Genomic DNA, 24,544 nt, shown 5'->3' with positions numbered 1-24,544 from the left:
CCATCAGTAAATAAAGGTTTCTTATTATGGAATACGATCAAGAAGTTCAGACAGAAACTGAGTTGTACTATAAAATAGCTAAAAATAAGCAAAAAGTTAATGCTATAAACATTAATCCAACTAAATTAACTATATTTTTAAAAGCCTTTGATGAAAATAAGCATCCATATATAACCTTATTATATTTTAAACATCCATTATTTAATAAACTACTTAATAATTATGACCATAAAATTTCTATTAGATTTTTAAATGATGATACATTTAGACATATACTATATCTATTGCCTGATACTATTATTAATGAACAAGATTTACTATTAAAGATTTTTAATGATGAAAAACTATTTAAAAAATTGTGTAGTTTACATGGTGATAGTAAATTAACAGAATTAACTGCAATTTTATTTACTCTACTACCCGACCTAGATACTTCAATTATAAATGATGATAAGCAATTATCTGGTTATATAGAATTACTTGATTGGCTTCTTGAGACGCCTAATACTGAAAATGATATAGTTGATGTAATTCAATGTTGGATGAAAAACTATCATAATTCAAAAAACTGGATAAGTTTTGTAAAAAAGTTATTAGAAGATAATGGGCAAAATTATCATTATTTTCAAGAATTAATAAATGATATAGATTTTCAACAAGCAATTATAAATATAAATCATTTAAAAAATAAATTTGATTCTAGTCACTTAGATAGATTGAGGCATGATGATGTCATTAAAGGCATTAATTTATTATCAAATTACGGAAAAATTAATTTTCAACAGTTTGAATTAATAGTTAATAATCATAGATTAGCTGAATGCATAGCTTTTCTAGTTGATCAATCTATCATTTATAACAAGAATAATTTTATAAGTTCTTGTCAAGGTTTCATTAATTTTATTATGAATAATATTGATACTATTAATGAACTTAAAATTGAAGTTGTAAAAAATAATATTAGCTTGGATAGCGCCGACTGGGACAACTTAAACAACGCAAATATCCAATCATCGCTTAAACGATTTATTCAATTAAAATCTAATATTAATGAAAAGTCTAACCCTTTATCATGCCATTATATTTTGAGTAATATAGTTCAATTTGAAAAATTGGAATTAGTTTGTCAAAACGAAGAGATTAAACAGCTTATTTATAAAAATTATTATCTCTATGAAAGCATCATATCCCTTGAAGACCATTATTTTCCTCAACATTGCAACAGAAGTGATTATTTTAATACAATCAAAAATTTACTACAAAATAGTGAACTAACTAAAAATTTAATTAATCTCTATAAAAATCAATCATTTAATAATTTATTAGTTAACCACTTTTCTAAAATAGCTAGTATAGTTAATAATGAAGAAGATATAACTTTCCTTAAAAATATTAATTTATATAGCATAGAGCAAATTGATCAATATAATAAATTAAAAGCATTAGATCAAAAAGGAATACTTAAAAATATTCAAAATATAAATGCAAAACAATCACTAATTACATATTCTAACTATAGAGATAGTGAAATATTTATTAAATATATTAATAGTATAAAAGATGAAAAATTTAATTACCTAAAAGAGTGTATTGAACAATGCATTAAAAATTATACAAAAGATGATAAGCTTAAAGAATTAGTTAATCATATTCAATATATAATCAAAATAGATAGTAATTTAACTGATTTAATTAATAAATTAAAAAGTAAAATATCTAATCCCATAAAAGCAAAGAATATAACAGATGAAAATAGAGATAATTATATAAATAATGTTATTCCCATTATATTAAATAAAGATATTTCAAAAACAGAAAGAGATAGTCAAATTATACAGCAGAGTAAAAAATTTATAATTGATACTCAACTTTCTAAAGATAAATCTACAACTTCAAAAATAGCTCGATATTTTATGTTGGGTATAACAAATACTGCCTATATTTTAACAATAGTTGGCCCTATAGTAAGCTATTGCGTAAATAAAAATAACCATTTTAAAAACACTAACCAAAAAATATTTCCTTTCTACCGCAACACTAAATCTAAAAATCTAATGAATCAAGAAGTTTCAAATAAAATTTTTAATCTTTAGGACTTAATACTGAATAATTATTAAATATAAATGAATTAAATAATGAAATATAATTTAAATATACTGATAAAATATATAAATAATCTATGCAAAAGCTTTTAAATATATATAACTACAATTATACTAGCTATACTCTTATACTCATTCCCTATATACTTATTGGGCAATACTGGAATTAACCTCCATATTGAAAATCAAACTAATACTAATTTGGAGTTTGCTGTTATTCCACCATAAGTAACATTACAAATCAAAAATATTACATAGCAAATCATAATAGCTCTGATAAAAGTATAAAATACAAAATGAAAATTATTCATACTTTATACAACTAGAAAATATACAATCCTCAGATTATCTACTTCCATTACGTTTAATAAGTCAAGCAACAAAGCTTGTACTATCAATGCTAAGGGACTAGTTATATGTCCTAATAATATACAGTTTGTTGAACTAACCAATGGCTCTCATCTTTTCTCATGCAAACAAATGGAAAAAAACGATAATAGTTGCCCTTGGTTAGCCAAACATAAGCTAAAAGGCATTAATCCAGTACAACTTTGGTCCTAACACTAAACCTGTATAAATGACACCTCTTTAAAATCTAAAGACAAAATCTACTTTTTCTTCTTCGCCTGTAATCTCTCAAGACGCTCTCTTGCAGCTTGTTTATGCTCTTGAGAAATTTCAGCAACGGGTTTACCCATTAAATCATAACGGTGCCTTGAATCAAGCACACAATTTAAATAGCGTTTTGTGCCAGTATAATAAGATAGTACACGCTTATAGTGTGATTTAGGTTGCGGCAAGCGATTACCAACAACAATAAATATATCTTCTAAAATACCAACTTTTAAAGGCTTAGGACTTTGATAATTAAACAACCTTGGAAACATTCTACATAAAGTATTAATACTTTTTTTAAGTTCCATCGTTTCAGGATTAGGTTGCGGCCTAGATTTCGGTTTATTAAATTTAGGTTTATGTGGCTTATTAAATCTAGGTCTTGTTGTTGTTTTCTCTGATGATTTATCTGACTCTAAGTCTAATTTCCTTTTTGGCTTTCGATTAATCGTTAAAGTAGGACGATCTTTAGTCATATTAAATTCACTTATTTCCATTTCACATATTCAAAGAATCAATTATATCGCATTAATTAGAAATTATTATAGTAAATTTTTAATAAATCGCTTATTTAGAAGAAAAAATAGTATTCCAAGTTAAGATTTTAACTTGGAAACTGCATTGTGATAAAGCTAGCATGTGCAGTTGTATTAAAATTAATCGGACATGGCGGGAAGTGAACTGGGACACCATTGTTGATTAATAAACTCTCAGCATCTGTACTTGTGTGTGCTGTAATTTGACATTTACCACCTTGATATACCGCAATAACAGGCTTACCTTTTGGTAAAGTAAATTGTTTTGATTCAGTACTAGAAAACTTAATTAAAACATTACCATCTTCATCTTGAATAGTTGCAGGCGCTGTACCAGTTTCACCATAATAGGTTACTGACTGACTATCTGATTGTGTACTAAAGCTTTTGCTAGCTGTTTCAGAATCTGTGCTACTAGATGCAGTTACTTGCACATTATAAGTAGCACCTGCTTGTAAGTTTTCTTGATTAATCATTTGAGGTGATGAGAAAGGACCTTGATGATCATTAAGACTTGGGCCTGTAATATCATAAGTATAATTAACACCATCAATTGGTTTTACTGCTTTATCCCAAGTAATTTGAGCGCTAGTTTGCGTAACTTTTGATACTGTAATTTTCTTATCCCAGTCGATTGTACTTGGTGCTTGATCCCATTTAATTTGACCAGTGATTGATGCTGATACAGTTGGTTGATTAACATCAGTAGCTGTCACTTGATATTGAGTGTCTAAAGCTTGATCCAAATTAGATAATTTTACACTTAAATGATCTTGATCTATTGAATCTACTTTACATTTATTTGCTTCTCCACTAACAGAGCATGTATATTTTAATGTATCAGTATTATTAATTGATGCACTACGCATTGTTACATTTACTGCTTTATTTCCATAAGGCACTTCTGCAGTTGGTGCGTTAGCGCTTGGCCAACTAATTGTTGGTTTACTCGGTGTATCACTAGTAAACGGTAATATCGTAATTGTAACACCATTTTGATAGTTAGATGGATCAACTTGTAAACTACTATCCATATGCCAGAAATCATCATAAGAGTTTGCATATAATTTACCATCAACACCATATGGGATTAAAGTTGCTGCATATAGGTTATAAGTCGGATTATGTGCTATTTTATTTGGATAGTTAGGGTAGTAATATTGAGGATACCCCACATTATTACCACCGCTTTCTCCCCAATGAGCTGGATTATCTAGTACACCACGGTTAATGGCAGTGGCAATCATCCCAGCAAATTTTTTCTCTGCAGCTGAGCCGTCATTTGTAATAGTACCACCAACAGCATTTCCTAAAGTAATATTACTTATAGTAATATATTTATTATCACTATCTGAATATACTGTTAATGAATTATTGTCACTTGGGCTATAGCTAATGTCATGAAACTTATAACCACCATAATTAAAATTAAATTTCTGACCTAATTGACCTAATTTTTTTAAAGATTCATTTATATATGAGCTCCAAACTGAACTATTAAAGCTACTAGCATAAAAATGCAAGGGTGAGAATATTCTAACCGGATCACCGTTTTCATCTTGACCGTAGAAAAATCTTGAGCCATATAATAAACTTTGTTGTTTAAGATTTTTTTCAAGATTTTCTATTACTAATTGACGAGTAACAAGTGAACCTTGCATACCTTCAGCACATTTAGTTACAATACCATCTTTATTTAAATAAACACGAGTACAAAAACCAACAGTCTTATCATAATTTTTTGTATAACTAACCTGCATTGGCATGCCAAAAAAGTCAACTGATGTTGTATCCCAGATACCATCAGCACTGGCTTCTATTTTATCATAAACATAAGGATATGTTGCAAGGTTGGGAGTTCCAGGCACATTGGATAGGTCACTGCTAAAACGATCTGTTGATATATAAATTCTAGCATTAGCAGCCCCAGAAAATGCATATGCTGGAATATCAACAGTATGAGAGCCTGGTTTTATTTCAAGTACATTTTGCTGCACATTAAAATTAGTATCTAAACCTCCTTTGGTAAAATTATATACTTTAAATGGGGCTGTTTCATTAACAATATCCGCATATAATGTTTTACCTGAATCATTTTTAAATGTAACTTCAATAGAATCACTTACTGCAAATGCTGTTGTAGCTATAGCAGATGTCATTGCTAAAATAATTGACTTTGCAGCAAATTTATTTAGTATCATATGTTGTTCCCCTGTTTATTTAATAGGTTACTTTAAATAATCAGACATAAGGTACCACAAACATGTGCTATAACAAAATAATAAAAATGTTAATAATTATTATTAACTAAAGGTTAAACATTGTTTTTTATTTTTATAAATCAGAATGTTAAAATAGACTTAATTAAGTTCACTTTCTTCAACAATACTAAATGGCCCACAAACTAGTGCGCGCTGAAGCCCTTTTTCAGTTTTATTTAGTCCTGATATTAATTTTTCCTTTCCTAATAAAACATCAATTATTTGACTTGAATATTGAATAGCTGATTCTTTTTCTAAGCCCATCATTGGCCACCCCCATACTGATGAAATTACTACATCATCTTGAATAAAATAAGGATCAGTTAAAAAGGTACAGCTTTTTACAGGTTCAACTGGAGAACGATTATCAATACTACCACCAATTAAATCGATAATCACAGAACCGTTTTTTATAGTGCTTTTAACATGGTCATTGGTAATTAAATAATTTTTGCCTCGAAGTTCATAAGTTTGCTCTGCACCATTAATAATCAAATCAGCCCTTGAAAGCCATTTTTCTATTTGTCCTTTTTGTGTATGTGTTTTGCCTAATACTTGAATGTTTTTTACACCTTTTTGATACAACTCATCAATCGCACCTTGTGCTACATTGCCATAGCCTAAAACAATAGCATTAACTAAATGACTTTGCTTTTGTGATTGCTCATTTAATAGTTTTAAACCAAACCGTGCACCAGCTTGACCTGTTTGATGCAAGCACTCGATTCGTCTTCTACCTAATAAAAAAGGTTCATGTGACTGACGATATTGATTAACTTTATCTTCTCCTTGAGTTTTTTCAAATTCAGATAAATCAAAAATGTTAGCTTTTGTCTGTTTTAAATACTCAATTAATGATAATTGCTGTGGCTGATTAAATGTTTCAGAGTCATAGAAAAACAAACAATTACCATCAATAGAAGATATTTCATCTAAATTAAAATCATCTTGTAAAATAGTTAAGGATCTAGGATTACGATTACTCGCTCGACGAACTGCTCCTTTCATACGCTTAGAGTATTGAAAAATATATAAATCAATCTCATGCATACAATCAGTCTCTACATAGGGTAATAGAAAAGTATTCATTGCCATGCGGCTTAATACATCACAGTCTGGTTCTTTTTTTGGTGACTGTAAAATCTCTTCCATTGCAATAACATTAATATTATTTTGTTTCAACAATTGGGCTCTTTGTGGATATGAATGAAAATGTGCCATACAAAATAGTGTACTACCATTTTTCATATGGTTAATACTATCTAATGAAGGACCTTTAAATTTGATAATCATATCTTTATTTTGATAAATTTCATGATGTAATTGAATCTTGGCACCATAGTTTTCATAATCACTATCAGAAAAACCAATCCTATCTCCTGCACCAGATTCAACAAAAACGTTAACACCATAATTAATTAACCTACCAACATCTTCAGGTATTAATGCAACACGTTTTTCTAATGCTTGAGGATTTTCAGGCGATTCAATTTCCTTTACTAAGGCAACATCTTTATAATACACAGACATAATAAACGATCCTTTTTATCATAAATTATTATTTTAAAACAGAAAAATGAGCTACATACTCACTATTATCATATAATTAATTCTATAATTTCTCTACAACTAAAAATTTGAATTAAAAACCAAATGATGGCATTTTATCTTTTAATTGATTATTGATTCTATCTTTAACTTCAGATGTACCAGCTTGAAGTAAAATATTTTTTATTTGATCCTGATTAATTTCTAAAGAAGGATTATTTAGACTACCAGTTACCTTAAATTTAAGTGCTAATGTTTGCATTTTTTTATTGGTATTATTAATTTTAATATTTGCCTGATATAAATCCAAGTTCACCGGTAAATTTAAATATACTGTATGATCTTCTATATGCCATTGGCCATTTGTATTTAATGAAAGTTGATCTGCACTAAGTGCAAAATTATTATTAAATTTAATATTCTCTAAAATGCTTTTTGCTGGTAATTTATTTAAATTTAAATTGATTATATTTATTTTACCTGATTTGTTAGCATTAAATAAGTTTGCTTTAATTGATTTATCCGTTGATGCAATGTCAATTGTTGTTGGTTGATTTAATAAATAAGGCTCTGTTGCTAAATTCTTAGCCTTTAAATCAAATACTTTATTCTCAAAACCACTTTTAATTTGATTTGCTGTTAGTGATTCAATAGTGAAAGTTGGTACTTTAAGAACTAAATTAGTCGCTTTAACATTTGCATAACCATAGACTTTAACTTGTTCGTTAATAGACTCATCAGTTGCCTTATTGTCATCTTTAGATTGATCGCCGCTAATCATATTTAACAAACGATTAACATCATCTAAATAGCCCTTATAAGCTTTAGCATTTTTAATATATTGATCAATTGGGTATGACTTTATTTCCACATCTGCAGATTGAGCAGATTTTTGTTGAGTTTTTTGAGGTTTTGCTTCTTCAGTTGCACCAGCTGATTTAATATATAAACTCCCTTTTGTTGTACGCTTATGATCAAGGGATATATTATTAACAACGACTTGTTCTAATGATAAACGTTTTGTTAATAAGTGGCTGATATTTAATTTAGCAGTTAGATCTTCTGCATAAAAGCGATCTTTATCAAGATCATCAGGGTTTGCAAAACCTAAACCTGTTATTGATAATTTGGCATCTGTTAAGTTTATATCTAATGACTTAAAGTCAACCGTTGCGCCATTAACTTTGGTTAATTGATTTTTAATAATATTACTGACCATCTGACTTTGTAAAAATGACTGAAATACAAAGAACAAAATAATCAAGATAATCACTAAAATAATACCTGTTATTCTAAATGGATGCTTTAAGCGCTTCTCCTTTAATTTAACCCAGTCAACCTTATGAGCAGCTTTACCCATTAGTATCCAAGTAATTAATTTAACTGAAAATTTATTGACTATTTTTTGATACATTTCAGAATTAGTTTGAACGGATGCCATTTTATTTCTAACCGTTGTAAATAGCTTAACAACAATTAAACCAACAATGATACCTAATATAATCGCTACTAAAAACCCACCAGCGACTAAATAATAATCAAAACCTGCATAGGCTAATACAGGCGTATTAACCATCCATTTAAATAATGGCTGAGGCGCCCCATCTAATAACCATACCCCTAGATGAAATGATATACCTTCAATGATAAATGATAATATTTTACTGATAATATAGGTAATTATGACAAAACCAATATTAACATTGAAAATTAAGATCAAAAATATAAATAAAACCATTAGAAATGGTGCATAAGAGAACCCTGGAATAAATCCTAATATAAACCCAAATAAACAACCTAAAAACAACTGAAATGGCGTTGCTTGACCAAATATAATTTTGAGCATTTTTTTAAATGACTTCATAAACAATTCCCTGTAATTAACTAATAATTATACTGTTATAATTTAGTATAAAAAGCCATTTGAATAAATGCAGATTAGTTAAAAATTTTTAGTTACAACAATTTAATCGCATTCGGAGATGGAGTATTCTGAACGAAATCCCATAGTGTTATAATATTTTTTTGCGCATCATTATTGCTTGTATCAATTTCTAAATCATACTGCATATATTGATGACAAATATCTGCTGAAGATAAATAAAGATTTTCAGCTCGATCAGCTCGATTAGCTTCTCTTTGTAATAAAGTTTCTTCATTAGCATATACTTTAACTAAATAAACACGCTGATTGTGAAAAACATCTTTTAATGACTCAACCCAAGGTTTATGCCAAAACTGCTCATCTGAAATGACTGAAAAGCCCGCATTTAAAAATTGTCTAATTGCTTGATAGCGCGCATTAACATAGCTATGCGCTTTCTCTGTATGCTCAAATACAGGATATGGTTTTTCATCACTACCCTGATTAACCAAATCAAACATCATTTCTTTACGAATATCGCGCAAATAAGGTGAAAAAATATTTTTAGGAAACACATGAAAGGCACTATCAATACCTAAAGTTAAATACAAAATTTTATGATGTTCAAAAGTATAATTTTGAAATTGCTCAACTAGCGTTGTTTTACCCGCACTTGAGCCACCATTTAATAATATAAAATGACCTTTATTTAATAATTTTTCCATTTTAATCTAATTAATTTTTTTGTTCTTGATACAACGATCCAATAACTAATCCAAACAATCATAACTGCAATAAAAAATGCAATATCAACAGATGGAATACTACAACCTAATGGTAAAAAGACCATTAAAATTCCTAATTTAAATAGTAAATTACCTCTAAATTGCACTTGGGTATCAATATGCTTTTTAAGCGCTCTACTAACAGCAAAAGGATAGACAATCCACATAAATACATAACCTATAAAACCAATTACTGAAGCTGATACTAAAAGATAATAGTTAGCTTTAACGCCTATGACTGTAAGCAGCATCAACAAAAAATAAGCAACAAAAGGAAGTGTCGTTGGAACTAAGGTCCATAAAGGGAAAATACGATTATGAACTTTAATTAATTTGAGTAAACGATAAACACTTAATGTAAATAGAATATTAAGCATTAAAGCGATAGTGGGTACACCAATAAGCAATATTTTTTCTAATGCCATCTTACTTTCAAGTGTCATAATACATTCACCTTTTATAATTTTAATTATGTATTAGAACACTTGGCCAATACTAAAGTCAAATACTCTAGTATCATCTCCTGGTTGGCTATTTAATGGTTTTTGGAATGAAAATGCAATCATACCAATCGGTGACAACCATCTAAATTCAACACCCACAGAGTAACGTAAATTACTGAAATTAGGGCTTGTTGGTTGTGTTTGACCATCTCCTGTATAAGCTGAATCTAGTGTATAAGTATCATAAACATTACCAGCATCTGCAAACACACCTAAGCGCATATTACTACTATCTTTAAGACCTGGTACAGGGAATAAAATATCTAGGTTAGTAAATATATTTAAGTTACCACCTAGGTTTGCACCTTCTGTCGCTCCACTAGCACATTGATTACCAGAAATCGTATCACAGTTTGTATCAACAGGTCCTAAGGTACCACCACCATAACCACGGACTGATCCCCAACCACCACCATAAAAGTTTTTAAAGAATGGTAAATGATCGGTATTACCATAACCATCACCATAACCAACACCACTTCTTAATGAAGCAACTACCTTTTTCGTAAATATTGGTTGGAAAAACTGGGCTGTACCATTAACCGTATAATAATCTAACGAACTACCAGGCACTGCAATTGAGGCACCTATGTTATAAATTGCCCCTTCATCAGGGAAAAATGCCCGATTGGTTGTATTTCTAACCCAGCCAAGGTTTAGTAGGTATGAGTTAAAATTATTACCATACTCATCAGTAAAATTAGTCACCGTCAAAGACTGACTATCTGATGGTTGAATTAACTTAGTGAAATCATAGCCACCACCAATTTTAAATGTGTCATAGTTAGACATTGGAATACCATACATAATACTAAAGCCATAAGAATTAGTCGTATAGTTAACAACATCCGTTGTATCTGTATCAAACTGCGTACCATAAGCACTGATTGTTTGTGAAATACCTGACTGTGTAAAATATGGGTTTGTATATGAAAATGATAATGATTTGTATGGCTTTGATACTTGAGCACCAATGGAAAATTTATTACCCGTACCAAAAATATTTGGCATGTTAAAATTACCACCGATAATAAATCCATAAAGCTGTGAATAACCTAAAGAGGCTGAAACTGAATTGGCACTACGCTCTGTAATATCATAATCCAGATCAATTAAGTCATCAGCATTTGGAACGGGTACTTTCTTAACATTAACTTCTTTAACATAAGGTAGGCGTTGTAGACGTATTTTTGAATCATCTAAATTAGTTTGGTTATAAATGCTATCTTCTGAAAATAACATCTCACGCCTAAAGACAACATCATTGGTAACATTATTACCTAAAAAGTTAATTTTATTGACATAAACTTTTTTACCTGGGTTGATATAAAAGGTAATGGTAACTTTCTTTTCTTTTTCTTCTACTGTTGGGACTGGATTTACCTGTGCAAAAGCATAACCTTTATTACCCAAAGCTTCAGTGATAGCTTTTGCTGTATCCATGACTTTCTGACGTGAAAAAACTTCATTTGGCTTTACTTGTAAGAGTTTTTTAATTTCATCTCTTGGTAATTCTGTTTTTCCTTCAACAACAACTTTATCAACATGATAAATACTCCCTTCTGAGACATTAAACGTCACATAGGTATTTTCTTTATTTGGTGTTAAAGATGCTTGTGCTGAGTCAACTTGAAAGTTTAAATAACCACGATTCATATAATAGGATCTTAATCCTTCTTCAGAGGCATTTAAACGCTCTTTCGAATATTCATCATTTGATGTAAATAATCCCCAAAAATTCCAAAGAGATGGCGTTGTTAATGTTATATTATCTAGTAAGGTACCTTGCGAGAATTTGGTATTACCAACAATATCAATTCTTCTAATCTTAGCTGTTTTACCTTCAGCAATATGAATATTAACTGCAACACGATTTCGACTTTCTTCTGCTGCCTTTATGTTTATTTCAACAGAGTATTTACCTAAGTTAAAATATTCTGCCTCTAATGACTGCTTAATTTGTTTAATTAAAGTTGGATCATAAATATTGCCCACTTCAAGTCCAGCAGCTGTTAAGCCTTTCTTTAAATCTTCTGTTTTAATCGCTGAATTACCAGAGATATTAATTGCACTAATCGCAGGACGTTCTTTAACTTTAACAATTAAAGTATTTCCTGATCTTAATAGCTGCACATCTTCAAAGTAACCTGTTTTAAACAGTGATTTGATTGCCTCATTACTAATTTCTGGATTAAGATTTTGACCAACATGAATCGGCAAATCACTATATAGTGTTCCTTCAGATATTCTATTTAACCCTTCTAAATCTATATTTTTAACAACAAAATCATTTGCACTAGCGGCATAAGATGATAATGGCAACATCAATGCCATTAAACATGCTTTAGGTAGTAAATTTATTTTCACATCGAACCCTTTTCTAACATAAAAGTCTTTGAATTATTCCTGATTCAATTTAGTCAACCATTTAATCACTATTCTTTGGATTGAATCAAGGTAAAAATTTCATTTTGAGCCCATTGGCGAGCTTTTGTGTCAATATGCAACACATCATCAATATTAGCTATCCTACATGGCTTTATTTCATCTAGTGCTTTTTCAATACCTAAAACAATATCAGTAAAAGCAATTTTTCCTTCTAGAAAGTCTGCAACTAACTGCTCATTAACTGCATTATAAATAATCGAATAAAATGGAAAATCAGTTGATGACATAATTTGGTACATTAATTTTACCGATGGAAAACGTTGGTAATTTACTGGTTCGAAAGTTAAAGCTTGATCAAATAGATTTAGCTCTGCTACCTCAGCAGCATAACGTTTAGGATAAAATAAACTATAGGCAATAGGCGTTTTCATATCTTGAGAACCAATTTGAGCAAGATAACTACCATCTTTATAGTGGACCATTGAATGCACAATACTTTGAGGGTGTATCACTACTTTTAAGTGCGAGGCTGGTATATCAAATAACCAATGCGCCTCTGTCATTTCTAAAGCTTTATTCACCATTGTTGCTGAATCAATCGATATTTTTGCACCCATAGACCAATTCGGATGTTTAATCGCTTGAGCTGGTGTAATGTAAGTTAAATCATCAACATTTTTACTACGAAATGGGCCACCAGAAGCTGTTAATATAACTGAGTGCATTGTATCAGAAGAAAAGCATTTATTATCTTCAGGTAAACATTGAAAAATAGCATTATGCTCACTATCAACAGGAATAAGCTGCGCGCCAGAAGCTTTCACTACATCCATAAATAAAGCACCTGAAGCTACTAATGTTTCTTTATTAGCCAATAAGATTCGTTTACCTTTTTTAGCTGCTTGATAGGTAGGCCTTAAACCTGCCACCCCAACAATAGCCGCCATTACTGAATCAACCGAATCATTTACAACCACATCAATTAATGATTGTTCACCGGATAAAACTTTTGTAGAAAGATTTAATTGCTTTAATTGATTTTCTAATATTTTGGCAGCACTTGCATCAACTAAAACAGCATATTTTGGCTCAAATTCTTGAATTTGCTGTAATAGAATATCTACTTGACGGTAAGCTGTAATCGCAAAAATATCAAATTGATCTCTATGTTGCCTAATAACATTTAATGTATTTTTACCAATTGAACCAGTCGAGCCTAGAATTGTTATCGTTTGTCTCACTGATCACCCTTTTCTGAGTCATTTTGTGCAACATCACCTTCATCTGAAGGATTATCTAATTGATCGCCATCCTCATTAACAATGCCATTTTCTATCTCAGTTTCATCATCTTGTATATTCGCTTCAACTAACTGTAATGCAACTAAACGCTCTGAGCTTTTAAGGTTAATCAACTTAACTCCTTGTGCAGAGCGACCTGTTTCTCTGACTTGATCAACCTTTGTTCTAACTAAAGTACCTTGATCTGTCATCAACATGATATCATCATCATCATTAACCAAAACCGCACCAATAACTTGACCATTACGATCGGTCGTTGCAATTGCAATAACACCTTGTGAACCTCTGGCTGTTTTACGATAATCACTAACCGGTGTACGCTTACCATAGCCATGCTCTGTTGCTGTTAAAACCATACCTTCATCAGGTGCAGTTGCTAAAAGACCAACAATTTCACTGTCATCAGCTATTTTCATACCTCTGACACCACGTGCTGTACGTCCCATAGAACGCACATCATTTTCATTGTATCTTACTGCTTTTCCAGCATTAGAGAACATCATAATCTCTTTTGTACCATCAGTTAATACAACATCCATCAACTGATCACCTTCTTCTAAAGTTAATGCATAAATACCCATTTGACGTGGTCTTGAAAATGCACTTAATTCAACTTTTTTCACCGTTGCTTTTTTTGTTGCCATAAAGACATATTGATCATCTCGATATTCTGAAACTGGCAATAATGTTGTAATACGCTCATTCTTCTCTAATGGGAAGAAATTATTAATTGGTCGCCCTTTTGATTGGCGACTACCAACTGGGAATTTATAAACTTTAGACCAGTAAATTTTACCAGCAGTTGAGAAACAAAGCATCGTATCATGCGTGGAGGCAATTGCTAATTTATCGATAAAATCTTCAGATTTCATTGAAGTTGCTGACTTACCTTTACCACCACGACGTTGTGATTGATATTCACTTAATGGTTGAGATTTAACATAACCATCATAAGATAAGGTCACAACCATTGTCTCTTCAGCAATCAAATCTTCATAATCAATATCATCTGTTGCTGCCATAATCTGAGAACGACGAGCATCACCAAACTGATTTTTAACTTCTTCTAATTCTTCACAAATGACTTCTAATAAGCGCTTCACATCTCTTAGAATATGGATTAGCTCTTCAATTGTGACAATTAACTCTTTAAACTCATTAATAATTTTATCTTGCTCTAAACCTGTTAAGCGATGTAGGCGCAACTCTAAAATAGCATCAACTTGTGCTTGTGATAAGTTATATTCCTTACCATGTAGTCCATAATGCGAAACTAAATCTTCTGGGCGATATAATTTTGGATCTAACTTCTCAAGTAAACCTTCAACCATACCAGCAGTCCAAGAACGTGATAATAACGCTTCTTTTGCTTCTTGAGGCGTTTTAGATGATTTAATCGTTGCAATAATTTCATCGATATTAACTAAAGCAATTGCTAGCCCCTCTAATAAATGCGCTCTTGCTCTTGCTTTTCTTAATTCAAAAATCGTTCTGCGCGTTACAACTTCTTTACGATGACGAATAAAAGCATCAATAACTTCTTTTAAATTTAATAATTTTGGCTCACCATTAACTAACGCAACCATATTAACGCCAAAACTTAGCTGCATTTGAGTCTGAGAGTATAAGTTATTTAAAATAACTTCTGCATTCTCACCACGCTTTAGTTCTATAACGATACGCATACCATCTTTGTCAGACTCATCTCTTAACTCTGAAATGCCTTCTAATTTTCGTTCTTTAACTAAATCAGCAATTTTTTCAATCAATCTTGCTTTGTTAACCTGATAAGGTAGTTCAGAAACAATAATACGTTCACGCGTTTCTTTTTCATCTGATTCAATATTAGCATTAGCACGCATTACAACGCGACCACGCCCTGTTTTGTAGGCATCTATAATCCCAGCTTTACCCATAATATAAGCACCTGTTGGGAAGTCAGGTCCTGGGATATAATCCATTAGTTCCATAATACTCATTTCTGGGTTATGTATTAATGCAACTACAGCATCTATCACTTCATTTAAATTATGTGGCGGAATATTAGTTGCCATACCCACTGCAATACCGGAAGATCCATTGACTAATAAGTTTGGCACACGTGTAGGTAAGACATTTGGAATAAATTCAGATTCATCATAGTTAGGTGAATAATCAACTGTTTCTTTTTCAATATCAGCTAACAAAGTATGTGCAAATTTTGACATTCTCACTTCGGTATAACGCATAGCAGCTGGCGAATCACCATCAATTGAACCAAAGTTACCTTGTCCATCAACTAGCATATAACGCATTGAGAATGGTTGTGCCATTCTAACAATCGTATCATATACTGCTGTATCACCATGTGGGTGATATTTACCAATTACATCACCAACAACACGTGCTGATTTTTTATATGGTTTATTCCAATCATTGCCTAATTCTTTCATGGCAAATAATACGCGACGATGGACTGGTTTTAGGCCATCTCTAACATCAGGTAAAGCTCGACCAACAATTACACTCATAGCATAGTCAAGATAAGATTGTTTTAATTCCTGCTCAATTTGAACGGGTAATACTTCATTTGCAAAGTCCGTCATTGTATGTCCTTTAATTAACCGTATGTAACTACAAACTTAATAAAGCTAAATAAACTTGCAATATCATAGCATAGTAACTGATAAATGTCAGAGAATAATCGAGCCAGTAATATAGACTCATTAAAATAAAATCATTATCATTAGTTTTATTAAAACCAATAAACCACCAAATATAAAACGAGATGAAAAATATGACTAACCTATCTCATTTAACATCTGATTCTCTAATTAAAATTGAAGGTATTGAAAAGGAAAAATTTTTACAAGGCCAAATCACTCAAAATATTGAGCTATTGAATGAAGATACGCCATTATTCAGCGCCTATTGCAATGCTAAAGGTCGCATTATCAGTTTGTTTGAAATCTTTAAATCTGATGAAACAATCTACTTATCAATGCCAAAAGCAACTGCTGAAGTTATGCTTAATATTATCCAAAAATATGCATTATTTTCAAAGGTAACATTATCTATTACTGATCAATATTACACTTATGCTATCTGGGGTGAAGAATCAGAAAATTTAATTAAAAAATTACCTTCTGATACAATTACTATACAATTGAAAACATCAATTCCTAGCTATAAGATTTTTACTAAACCATCAATAAATATCAATGACTTTAATGTTCAATCAAAAAGTCAATGGCAAGACTTTTTAATACAGTCTAAATACCCAACAATACTACCTACTAATAGCGAACATTTTCTACCCGCTGAACTTAACTTAAATTCATTAGGTGTTATTTCTTTATCTAAAGGATGTTATGTTGGCCAAGAAGTGATTGCACGTATGCATTATCTAGGCCAAACAAAAAAAGCTTTATATAAGGGCATAGTTGATACAAAGCTAAATAATATTCAATTAAAAGATAAAATTTTAAATCAAGATCATAAAGCAATTGGCGAAGTTGTGAATTTTTCTTTTAATGAGGAAAAGCAACAAACTAACCTATTAGTTCTAATGAATCAAGTTGCTATTAAGAGTGCTTCGGATAAAACGTTTATCTTAAATGATAATCCAATTACACTAATCGTTTAGAGTCGCAACTATTATTTATGGTTTATATATAAGTCAATGAAAACGCTAAACCCACAACAACAATATGCAGTTAATTATATCAATGGCCCATTACTAGTATTAGCTGGTGCTGGTAGTGGAAAAACCAGTGTCATTACAGAAAAAATAGCCTATCTTATCCAATCAGGTGCTTATAAGGCCAATCAAATTTTAGCCGTGACATTTACCAATAAAGCAGCTAAAGAAATGAAAGAACGTGTCAATAAAAGGCTTGATAAAACATTAACACGCGGTATTAATATCTCAACCTTTCATACACTCGGCTTAAACATTCTAAAAAGAGAAATTACGCAACTAAACTATAAGTCGAATTTTTCTTTATTGGATGATCGCGATAGTCAAATTTTAATTCATGAAATTGCTTATGAACAATACCAAGTAACAAAAGAAATAACACAACAAATTGCACATCAAATTTCCTTATGGAAAAATGCAATGATACTACCTGATAATACAAATATTGAGCTTAAAACCAACCAAGATCAATTAGCGTTTGATATTTATAAACAATATCAACATTATCTAAAGTCTTATAATGCTGTAGATTTTGATGATTTAATACTATTACCAACATTATTATTTCAACAAAATGCTCAAGTTTTAGAACGCTGGCGTAATAAAATTCATTATTTACTCGTTGATGAATATCAAGATACCAATCTCAGTCAGTATCAATTAATTCTACAATTGATAAAACCAAGATGCCAATTTACTGTCGTTGGTGATGACGATCAATCAATCTATGCATGGCGAGGTGCACAACCAGAAAATTTAAAAACCTTAAAAGATGATTTTCCTAATTTAGAAGTCGTAAAGCTCGAACAAAACTATCGTTCAACTGGACGAATACTAAAAGCTGCCAATGAACTAATTAAATATAATCCTCATTTGTTTGAGAAAAAACTATGGAGCCAGCATCACTTTGGTGATCCTATCAGAGCCATTGTCACTAAAAATGAAGTTGATGAAGCACATCGCACCATTACAGAAATTTTATCTCATAAATTTAAAAATAATACTCAGTATTCTGATTATGCCATTCTTTATAGAAGCAATCATCAGTCGTTCTTATTAGAAAAATATTTACGAGAATACAATATCCCCTATTTTATCAATGGTGGTATGTCATTTTTTTCAAAAACCGAAATAAAAGATATAACCGCCTATTTAAGGCTTTTGACTAATTTTGAAGATGACAGATCCTTTTTAAGAATTATTAATACACCAAAGCGTGAAATAGGCCCAAAAACACTCGAAATTTTAGGCACTTATGCCACAGACCGTCAAATACCCTACTTTTATGCAATTGAAGAAATCGGTTTACAAAGTCAATTAAAACCAACTATGGCTGAAAAATTGATTCAATTTTCAACTTTTATTAAAAAATACAGTGAACTACTAACACAATCCTCAGTCAATCAAATCACTGACTCACTAACTAATTTTGTTGAAGCAATTAATTATAAACAATGGTTAATTGACAGTACCTCTACATCCAACCAAGCAGATAAACGTTATGATAATATTATGGAGCTAATTCAATGGATTAATAAATCAATGGATAAATCTTCTAATGATGGTGAAGCTAATAGTGAAAAACCACGAAGTCTTTCTGATGTCATTAATCAATTGCTAATTCTTGATATGATTGATAATCAACAACAAGCAGATAATAATAATCAAGTACAACTACTTACATTACATGCTGCTAAAGGTTTAGAGTATCCCCATGTTTACTTAACTGGTATGGAAGATGGCATTTTGCCTCATCAACAAAATATTGATGGCGATAACATTGAGGAAGAACGTCGCTTAGCCTATGTTGGCATTACTCGTGCAAGGGAAACTTTAACATTTATTTTAACTAAAAATAGAAAACGATTTGGCGAGCTAACACCAAGTAAACCAAGCCGTTTTTTAGATGAACTACCTCAAGATGATTTGATGTGGCAAGGTAAAATAGAGCAAACAGAATCAGAGCGTAAAGCCTCTGGACGCAAGAATATTCAAGCCTTAAGAGATTTAATTAGTAATAAATAATAATTTGCTTAATTCAAACACAGAAACTATACTTAAAAATACGTCAAATATAAATATTGCAGGTGTTTGATATATAATGGCTAATAAAAAAATTTCAATACCTCATAACAATTACGAAGAATATTCTATCGTTAGAGCTTACTTTAATGATGTAAGCGAATATAAAATTTTAACAGCTAAAGAAGAAAAAAAATACGCTATTGCTGCTAAAAAAGGCTCTGAAAAAGCAAAAAGAAAAATGATAGAATCTAATTTAAGGCTTGTTGTCAAAGCCTCACTTCGTTATTTAAATCGTGGTTTAACATTGCTTGATTTGATCTCTGAAGGCAATATTGGCCTAATGCGTGCTGTTGAAAAATTTGAACCTAAACTTGGTTATCGTTTTTCAACCTATGCGACTTGGTGGATACGCCAAACAATTGAACGCGCTATTAGTAATAAAGGTCGTTTAATTCGCATTCCAAGTAATGTTTTAAATCACTTATATCACATCAAAAGACACCAAAGAAAATTTAGTAAAAAACACTTACGTTCCCCAACCACTGAAGAATTAGCTGAATTAATGAACATGAAGCCTGAGGAATTAGAAAAGCATCAAGCTTTAATTAACCCAATTGATTCTTTAGATGAATTAATGGAACATTATTACATTCAACAAGCACATCGATTAAAAGCAGAACGTAATGATGAACCTGAGCATAAAATGCAAGAAACGGATATTCAACGTTTTGTCTATCGCATACTAGATGATTTAACCCCTCAGCAAAAACAAGTATTAACCATGCGTTATGGGCTTATGGGATACTCTCGCCATACACTAGAAGAAGTTGCTTATCAAGTTGGTTTAACTCGTGAACGTATTCGCCAAATTCAACTTGAAGCACTTAAATTACTTAAAGATAAACTTGAAGCTGAAAAGATTAAGATGTTGATTAAATAGAAAAATTATAAAATAGCAACTTCCCTTCCACCTTCCTTTAAATACTGTATATCTATCCTATAGTTAGGATTAGATAAATAGCCTTCTCCTTTCTCAGGCCACTCAATTAAACAAACTGATTCATCATTAAAGTAATCACGGATTCCTAACCACTCTAATTCCTCAGGCTCAGCCAAACGATATAAATCAAAATGATATAATTTAAATGCTTCAAATTCGTATGACTCTACTAATGCATAGGTTGGGCTTTTTACCGTTCCTTTATAACCTAAACCTCTTAATATTCCTTTGACTAAGGTTGTTTTACCCGCACCTAAATCACCATTTAGATAAACTTTATCACCTTTTTTTAAGCTTTTAGCAAACTGCATACCAAAAGCAATCATTTCTTGCTCATCAAGACACTGAATCATTCACTATAGCCCTGCTCAATACAATATTTTAATAAATAAGATACCAATACAAATGAACCCGATACTACATAAACCATATTACAATCATTTTTTTCAGCTAATATAGCCTCAAATGCAATTTCTGGCTGTTCATAAGTAATATATGGTTTACCTTTAAAATAGTTTGTTAATTTTTCTAGTGGCATTGCTCTATTATCAACTGATAATAATGACGTTAACATCCATTTAACAAAATAATCATTAGAAGCTTTCAATATATCATCAACCGACTTATTCGCAAAAGCACTATATAAAATAGTTACATTAGATTTAGGATATTGATTTTTTAACCAATCAGTTAAATAACTAAAACATTGCTCATTATGACCAACATCAAAAATTACAGTCTTACCTTTAATTTTTAATACTTGACAACGACCTGGCAAAGAGAATGTTAGTAATGATAAAAATACACTGTCATTACTAATTTTAAAGTTAAATGCTTTTAAAGTTTCTACGATTTTAAGTACTACTTTTAAATTATTATCATGTAAAAAAATAGGCGCGGATGATTGATATTTATTCTCTAATATTAATACATCATAAGTATAAATTTGTGCTTTTATATCATCTAAATAATCCAATGCAATAACTGGAAAATCTCTTTCACCTATGATAACTGGTTTAGCTTCTCTAGCTAATGCTGATTTTTCAAGTGCAATTTTCTCTCTTGTATCACCTAATAAATCCTTATGATCAAGGCCAATAGATGTAATTGCAAGCATATCCGCATCAAATGCATTAGACGGATCTAACCGCCCGCCACAGCCGACTTCTAAGATTAAAAAATCAAGCTCTGTATATGAATAAATTAAACAGGCTGCTATAAAAGTATAACTAAAATAGCCTAATGTTAAATTTAATTTTTGTGCTACTAAATCTACTTGATTTAAGGCATCTACAATTTGCTGATCAGTACAAATATCACCATTAATACGAATTCTTTCATTATAAATAAATAAATGAGGCGACGTAAATAAACCTACCTTATAACCAGATTTGAGTAATATTTTTTCCAATAAATGACAAGTTGAACCTTTACCATTAGTTCCAGTGACAGTAATAAGAAAAAACTTTTTTGTCACACCAAGATAAGATAATACTTTTTTTACTTGAGCAATTTCCAAACGCTCTACAAAACCAATTTGTTCTAATTTTTCAAGCCATATTGATAATTGATCATGCTTTTGTTGTTTTAGCATCTAACTTTGCTTTTTGATCCTTTTTAAACATTAATTGATTTAATATATGTGAAACTTTTTGACGCATTTTTCTGCGATCAACAATTAAATCAACCATTCCCTTTTCTACTAAAAATTCACTACGCTGGAAACCTTCTGGTAATTTTTCCCTAACCGTTTGCTCAATCACCCTTGGACCAGCAAAACCAATTAAAGCTTTTGGTTCAGCAATTTGAATATCTCCAAGCATTGCAAGAGAAGCTGATACACCGCCAGTTGTAGGATCTGTTAATACAACAACATAAGGTAGTGATTTTTCAGTTAGCTTGGCTAAAACAGCAGAAACTTTAGTCATTTGCATTAATGAAAATAATGATTCTTGCATTCTTGCACCACCACTTGCGGTAAAGCAAATAAATGGGCAATCTAATTCAATTGCTCGCTCAACACCCAAACGAAAACGTTCGCCAATAACTGAACCCATCGAACCACCTAAAAATGAAAAATCAAAAGCACTTGCGATAATGGTTCTATTTTCTAATTTACCTTCCATCACAATTAATGCATCTTTTTCGCCAGTTTTTTTCTGTGCTTGAGTGATACGATCTTTATAGGATTTAGTATCTTTGAATTTTAACATATCTTTAGGTTGAATATCTGCTCCAATTTCAATCATTAAATCTTTATCTAGAAAAAACCCTAAACGATCTCTTGCTGAAATACGCATATGATATCCACATTGTGGACATACAAATAAATTACTCAATAACTCTGGGGTATAAAGTACATTATCACATGACGGGCATTTATCCCAAACGCCTTCAGGTAATTCTTTTTTCTTTGTATCTGTTAATATTTTTTGTGGAATAATTTTTTCAAACCAACTCATACAGCCAACTCTTAATATTTATTTAATTAATTCTGTTTAAGTACTTTTAACTTAGACAATTTTGTAATTCTATTAAAAAATCAACTAAATAGCAAAAATAGATTATCCTTTTTATATTTAATTTATCAATCAATCTTATAATCATAAAATTACTTGCTGTTTTTTAACTAATGATTTATAAAATGCCAAAAGAAATATAACTAAAGAAATTAAAGCCATCGTAGGTAACATAAAAATAGCTGCATAATATATAAGTGAATCAGGGTTTAACTTCGCTAAAAAGCTATTAAAATAATTAACCTCTGTTAAGTACCCAAACAATATTTGCCCTATAAAACCACCTAATACAATAAAAGTATTTGTTAAGGCAATCGCTGAACCTTTAGATTCTTCAGGCACAATAAATACCAACATTGAAAGTGCAATAATAATACCAGAAGCTGCAATACCAGCACATATAAATATAATACATAGTGTATAAAAGTTTAATAACCAAGGCACTACAAAATAACTAAGTGATAAGGTATTTAACAATGCTAACAGTACAACAATTAACGTAGAGCTTTTCATATTTTTAGCAAAATTTCCAACAATTAAACTAGCTAATAAAAAACTTCCCCAATAAATTTGAGAAAGCCATAATGCTTTGTAAGATGGAAATTCATGGGTTGTAATAAAATAATTTTTAATCCAAAACCCGGCAAATGACATAATAATCATCCAAGTTAAAAAACAATAAATAACAATGGCGAGTATTTTTTTATATTTTAATAATACAAAACAATTAATAATTGATTGCATTAATTTTTCTGATGTTGTTGTTTTATTATTATTTAAATAAGATTTTTGCTTGTAAACAAATTTAACTGAAACTAAAAATAAAATTAATGAAAAGACGATAATAATAATGTTTGATGCATCCCAACCTATATAGTTAATTGCATGATCTAATACCCCCCCTGCAATTAATGCACCAATTGTTGACGCTATTTCAATAATTGCAATACAAAGTGCAAGGTATTTTTTCTGAAAAGTACTCGCTGCAATAAACACAGCTGAAATATATGCAACAGCACACCCTGTACCAGTTAATAATCTTGAAATAGATAACATAACTACATCTTGGGAAATCCAGTGTAATATACAACTGATAAAGGTAATAAATAACCCTAATGGCAATAAAATATAGACCCCAATCTTATCTAAACTGACGCCTACAGGTATTTGTAAAATTGCATAAGCAACAAAATACAAACTTGTATAACGAACGATACTTTCTAATGGTTCTCCAATTATATCTGAATAATAGCTAGATGTTGAAATTGGCGATACTTGTAAAAATATAGAAAACCCACTAAATAGTATTGCAACTATAAATGGACTAACCAATCGTATATTACTCATTTACCAACTCAAATTCACTTTATAAATACCTTGAATTAAGTATAGCAGTAATAATCATGATTATGTTTTGT

Annotated in this window: 17 protein-coding genes; 4 read left to right on the top strand and 13 right to left on the bottom strand. The window is 30.7% G+C overall.

Annotated features, from left to right (window positions below):
• Positions 1 to 26: 26 nt before the first annotated feature.
• Positions 27 to 2,093: a hypothetical protein gene (locus tag KFE69_07470; GenBank protein UTW43919.1), complete on the top strand. Its 2,067-nt coding sequence runs from the start codon at positions 27 to 29 to the stop codon at positions 2,091 to 2,093.
• A gap of 617 nt (positions 2,094 to 2,710) precedes the next feature.
• On the opposite strand, the gene KFE69_07465 is transcribed toward KFE69_07470, so the two are convergent.
• The 9 genes from KFE69_07465 to gyrA all read right to left on the bottom strand — a co-directional run bounded on the left by KFE69_07465 (position 2,711) and on the right by gyrA (position 16,488).
• Positions 2,711 to 3,193, bottom strand: a complete 483-nt coding sequence (locus tag KFE69_07465) for a ProQ/FinO family protein (protein ID UTW43918.1) — start codon at positions 3,191 to 3,193, stop codon at positions 2,711 to 2,713.
• A 128-nt stretch (positions 3,194 to 3,321) separates the two neighbouring features.
• Positions 3,322 to 5,454, bottom strand: coding sequence for a hypothetical protein (locus KFE69_07460; protein ID UTW43917.1), 2,133 nt, complete (start codon positions 5,452 to 5,454; stop codon positions 3,322 to 3,324).
• A 159-nt stretch (positions 5,455 to 5,613) separates the two neighbouring features.
• Entirely contained in the window at positions 5,614 to 7,044 is a 1,431-nt protein-coding gene (locus KFE69_07455) for an alanine dehydrogenase (GenBank protein UTW43916.1), read from the bottom strand.
• A 112-nt stretch (positions 7,045 to 7,156) separates the two neighbouring features.
• Positions 7,157 to 8,926, bottom strand: coding sequence for a TIGR03546 family protein (locus tag KFE69_07450; protein UTW43915.1), 1,770 nt, complete (start codon positions 8,924 to 8,926; stop codon positions 7,157 to 7,159).
• Between the two features lie 92 nt (positions 8,927 to 9,018).
• Positions 9,019 to 9,651 (bottom strand): AAA family ATPase, encoded by a 633-nt coding sequence (locus KFE69_07445; GenBank protein UTW43914.1) that lies wholly within the window; start codon positions 9,649 to 9,651, stop codon positions 9,019 to 9,021.
• A complete protein-coding gene (locus KFE69_07440; GenBank protein ID UTW43913.1) occupies positions 9,636 to 10,154 on the bottom strand; it encodes a hypothetical protein in 519 nt (172 codons plus the stop codon). The genes KFE69_07445 and KFE69_07440 overlap by 16 nt, the downstream gene beginning before the upstream one ends.
• A 33-nt stretch (positions 10,155 to 10,187) precedes the next feature.
• Complete coding sequence (gene bamA, locus KFE69_07435) at positions 10,188 to 12,581, bottom strand: outer membrane protein assembly factor BamA (protein UTW43912.1); 2,394 nt, start codon at positions 12,579 to 12,581, stop codon at positions 10,188 to 10,190.
• A 68-nt stretch (positions 12,582 to 12,649) separates the two neighbouring features.
• The gene (gene dxr / locus KFE69_07430) at positions 12,650 to 13,843 is read right to left on the bottom strand and encodes a 1-deoxy-D-xylulose-5-phosphate reductoisomerase (GenBank protein UTW43911.1); all 1,194 of its coding nucleotides are present in this window, start codon (positions 13,841 to 13,843) and stop codon (positions 12,650 to 12,652) included.
• Entirely contained in the window at positions 13,840 to 16,488 is a 2,649-nt protein-coding gene (gene gyrA, locus KFE69_07425) for a DNA gyrase subunit A (GenBank protein UTW43910.1), read from the bottom strand. Before gyrA ends, dxr begins: the two co-directional genes overlap by 4 nt.
• A gap of 191 nt (positions 16,489 to 16,679) precedes the next feature.
• Here gyrA and KFE69_07420 point away from each other — a divergent pair, with 191 nt between their 5' ends.
• The 3 genes from KFE69_07420 to KFE69_07410 all read left to right on the top strand — a co-directional run bounded on the left by KFE69_07420 (position 16,680) and on the right by KFE69_07410 (position 20,547).
• On the top strand, positions 16,680 to 17,528 hold the full coding sequence (locus tag KFE69_07420) for a folate-binding protein YgfZ (protein UTW43909.1): 849 nt from the start codon (positions 16,680 to 16,682) through the stop codon (positions 17,526 to 17,528).
• Positions 17,529 to 17,564: 36 nt separating this feature from the next.
• Positions 17,565 to 19,607: a UvrD-helicase domain-containing protein gene (locus tag KFE69_07415; GenBank protein ID UTW43908.1), complete on the top strand. Its 2,043-nt coding sequence runs from the start codon at positions 17,565 to 17,567 to the stop codon at positions 19,605 to 19,607.
• Positions 19,608 to 19,683: 76 nt separating this feature from the next.
• On the top strand, positions 19,684 to 20,547 hold the full coding sequence (locus KFE69_07410) for a sigma-70 family RNA polymerase sigma factor (protein ID UTW43907.1): 864 nt from the start codon (positions 19,684 to 19,686) through the stop codon (positions 20,545 to 20,547).
• A 5-nt stretch (positions 20,548 to 20,552) separates the two neighbouring features.
• Here KFE69_07410 and tsaE read toward each other — a convergent pair whose 3' ends face one another.
• The 4 genes from tsaE to KFE69_07390 all read right to left on the bottom strand — a co-directional run bounded on the left by tsaE (position 20,553) and on the right by KFE69_07390 (position 24,473).
• Positions 20,553 to 20,960, bottom strand: coding sequence for a tRNA (adenosine(37)-N6)-threonylcarbamoyltransferase complex ATPase subunit type 1 TsaE (gene tsaE, locus KFE69_07405; protein UTW43906.1), 408 nt, complete (start codon positions 20,958 to 20,960; stop codon positions 20,553 to 20,555).
• Positions 20,957 to 22,201 (bottom strand): hypothetical protein, encoded by a 1,245-nt coding sequence (locus KFE69_07400; protein ID UTW43905.1) that lies wholly within the window; start codon positions 22,199 to 22,201, stop codon positions 20,957 to 20,959. Before KFE69_07400 ends, tsaE begins: the two co-directional genes overlap by 4 nt.
• Complete coding sequence (locus KFE69_07395) at positions 22,179 to 23,069, bottom strand: acetyl-CoA carboxylase carboxyltransferase subunit beta (protein ID UTW43904.1); 891 nt, start codon at positions 23,067 to 23,069, stop codon at positions 22,179 to 22,181. Before KFE69_07395 ends, KFE69_07400 begins: the two co-directional genes overlap by 23 nt.
• A gap of 141 nt (positions 23,070 to 23,210) precedes the next feature.
• On the bottom strand, positions 23,211 to 24,473 hold the full coding sequence (locus KFE69_07390; GenBank protein ID UTW43903.1) for an MFS transporter: 1,263 nt from the start codon (positions 24,471 to 24,473) through the stop codon (positions 23,211 to 23,213).
• Positions 24,474 to 24,544 lie beyond the last annotated feature (71 nt).

The sequence above is a fragment of the bacterium SCSIO 12844 genome (assembly GCA_024397935.1).
GTDB lineage: Bacteria > Pseudomonadota > Gammaproteobacteria > Francisellales > Francisellaceae > M0027.
This window is presented reverse-complemented; position numbering and strand designations above follow the sequence as displayed.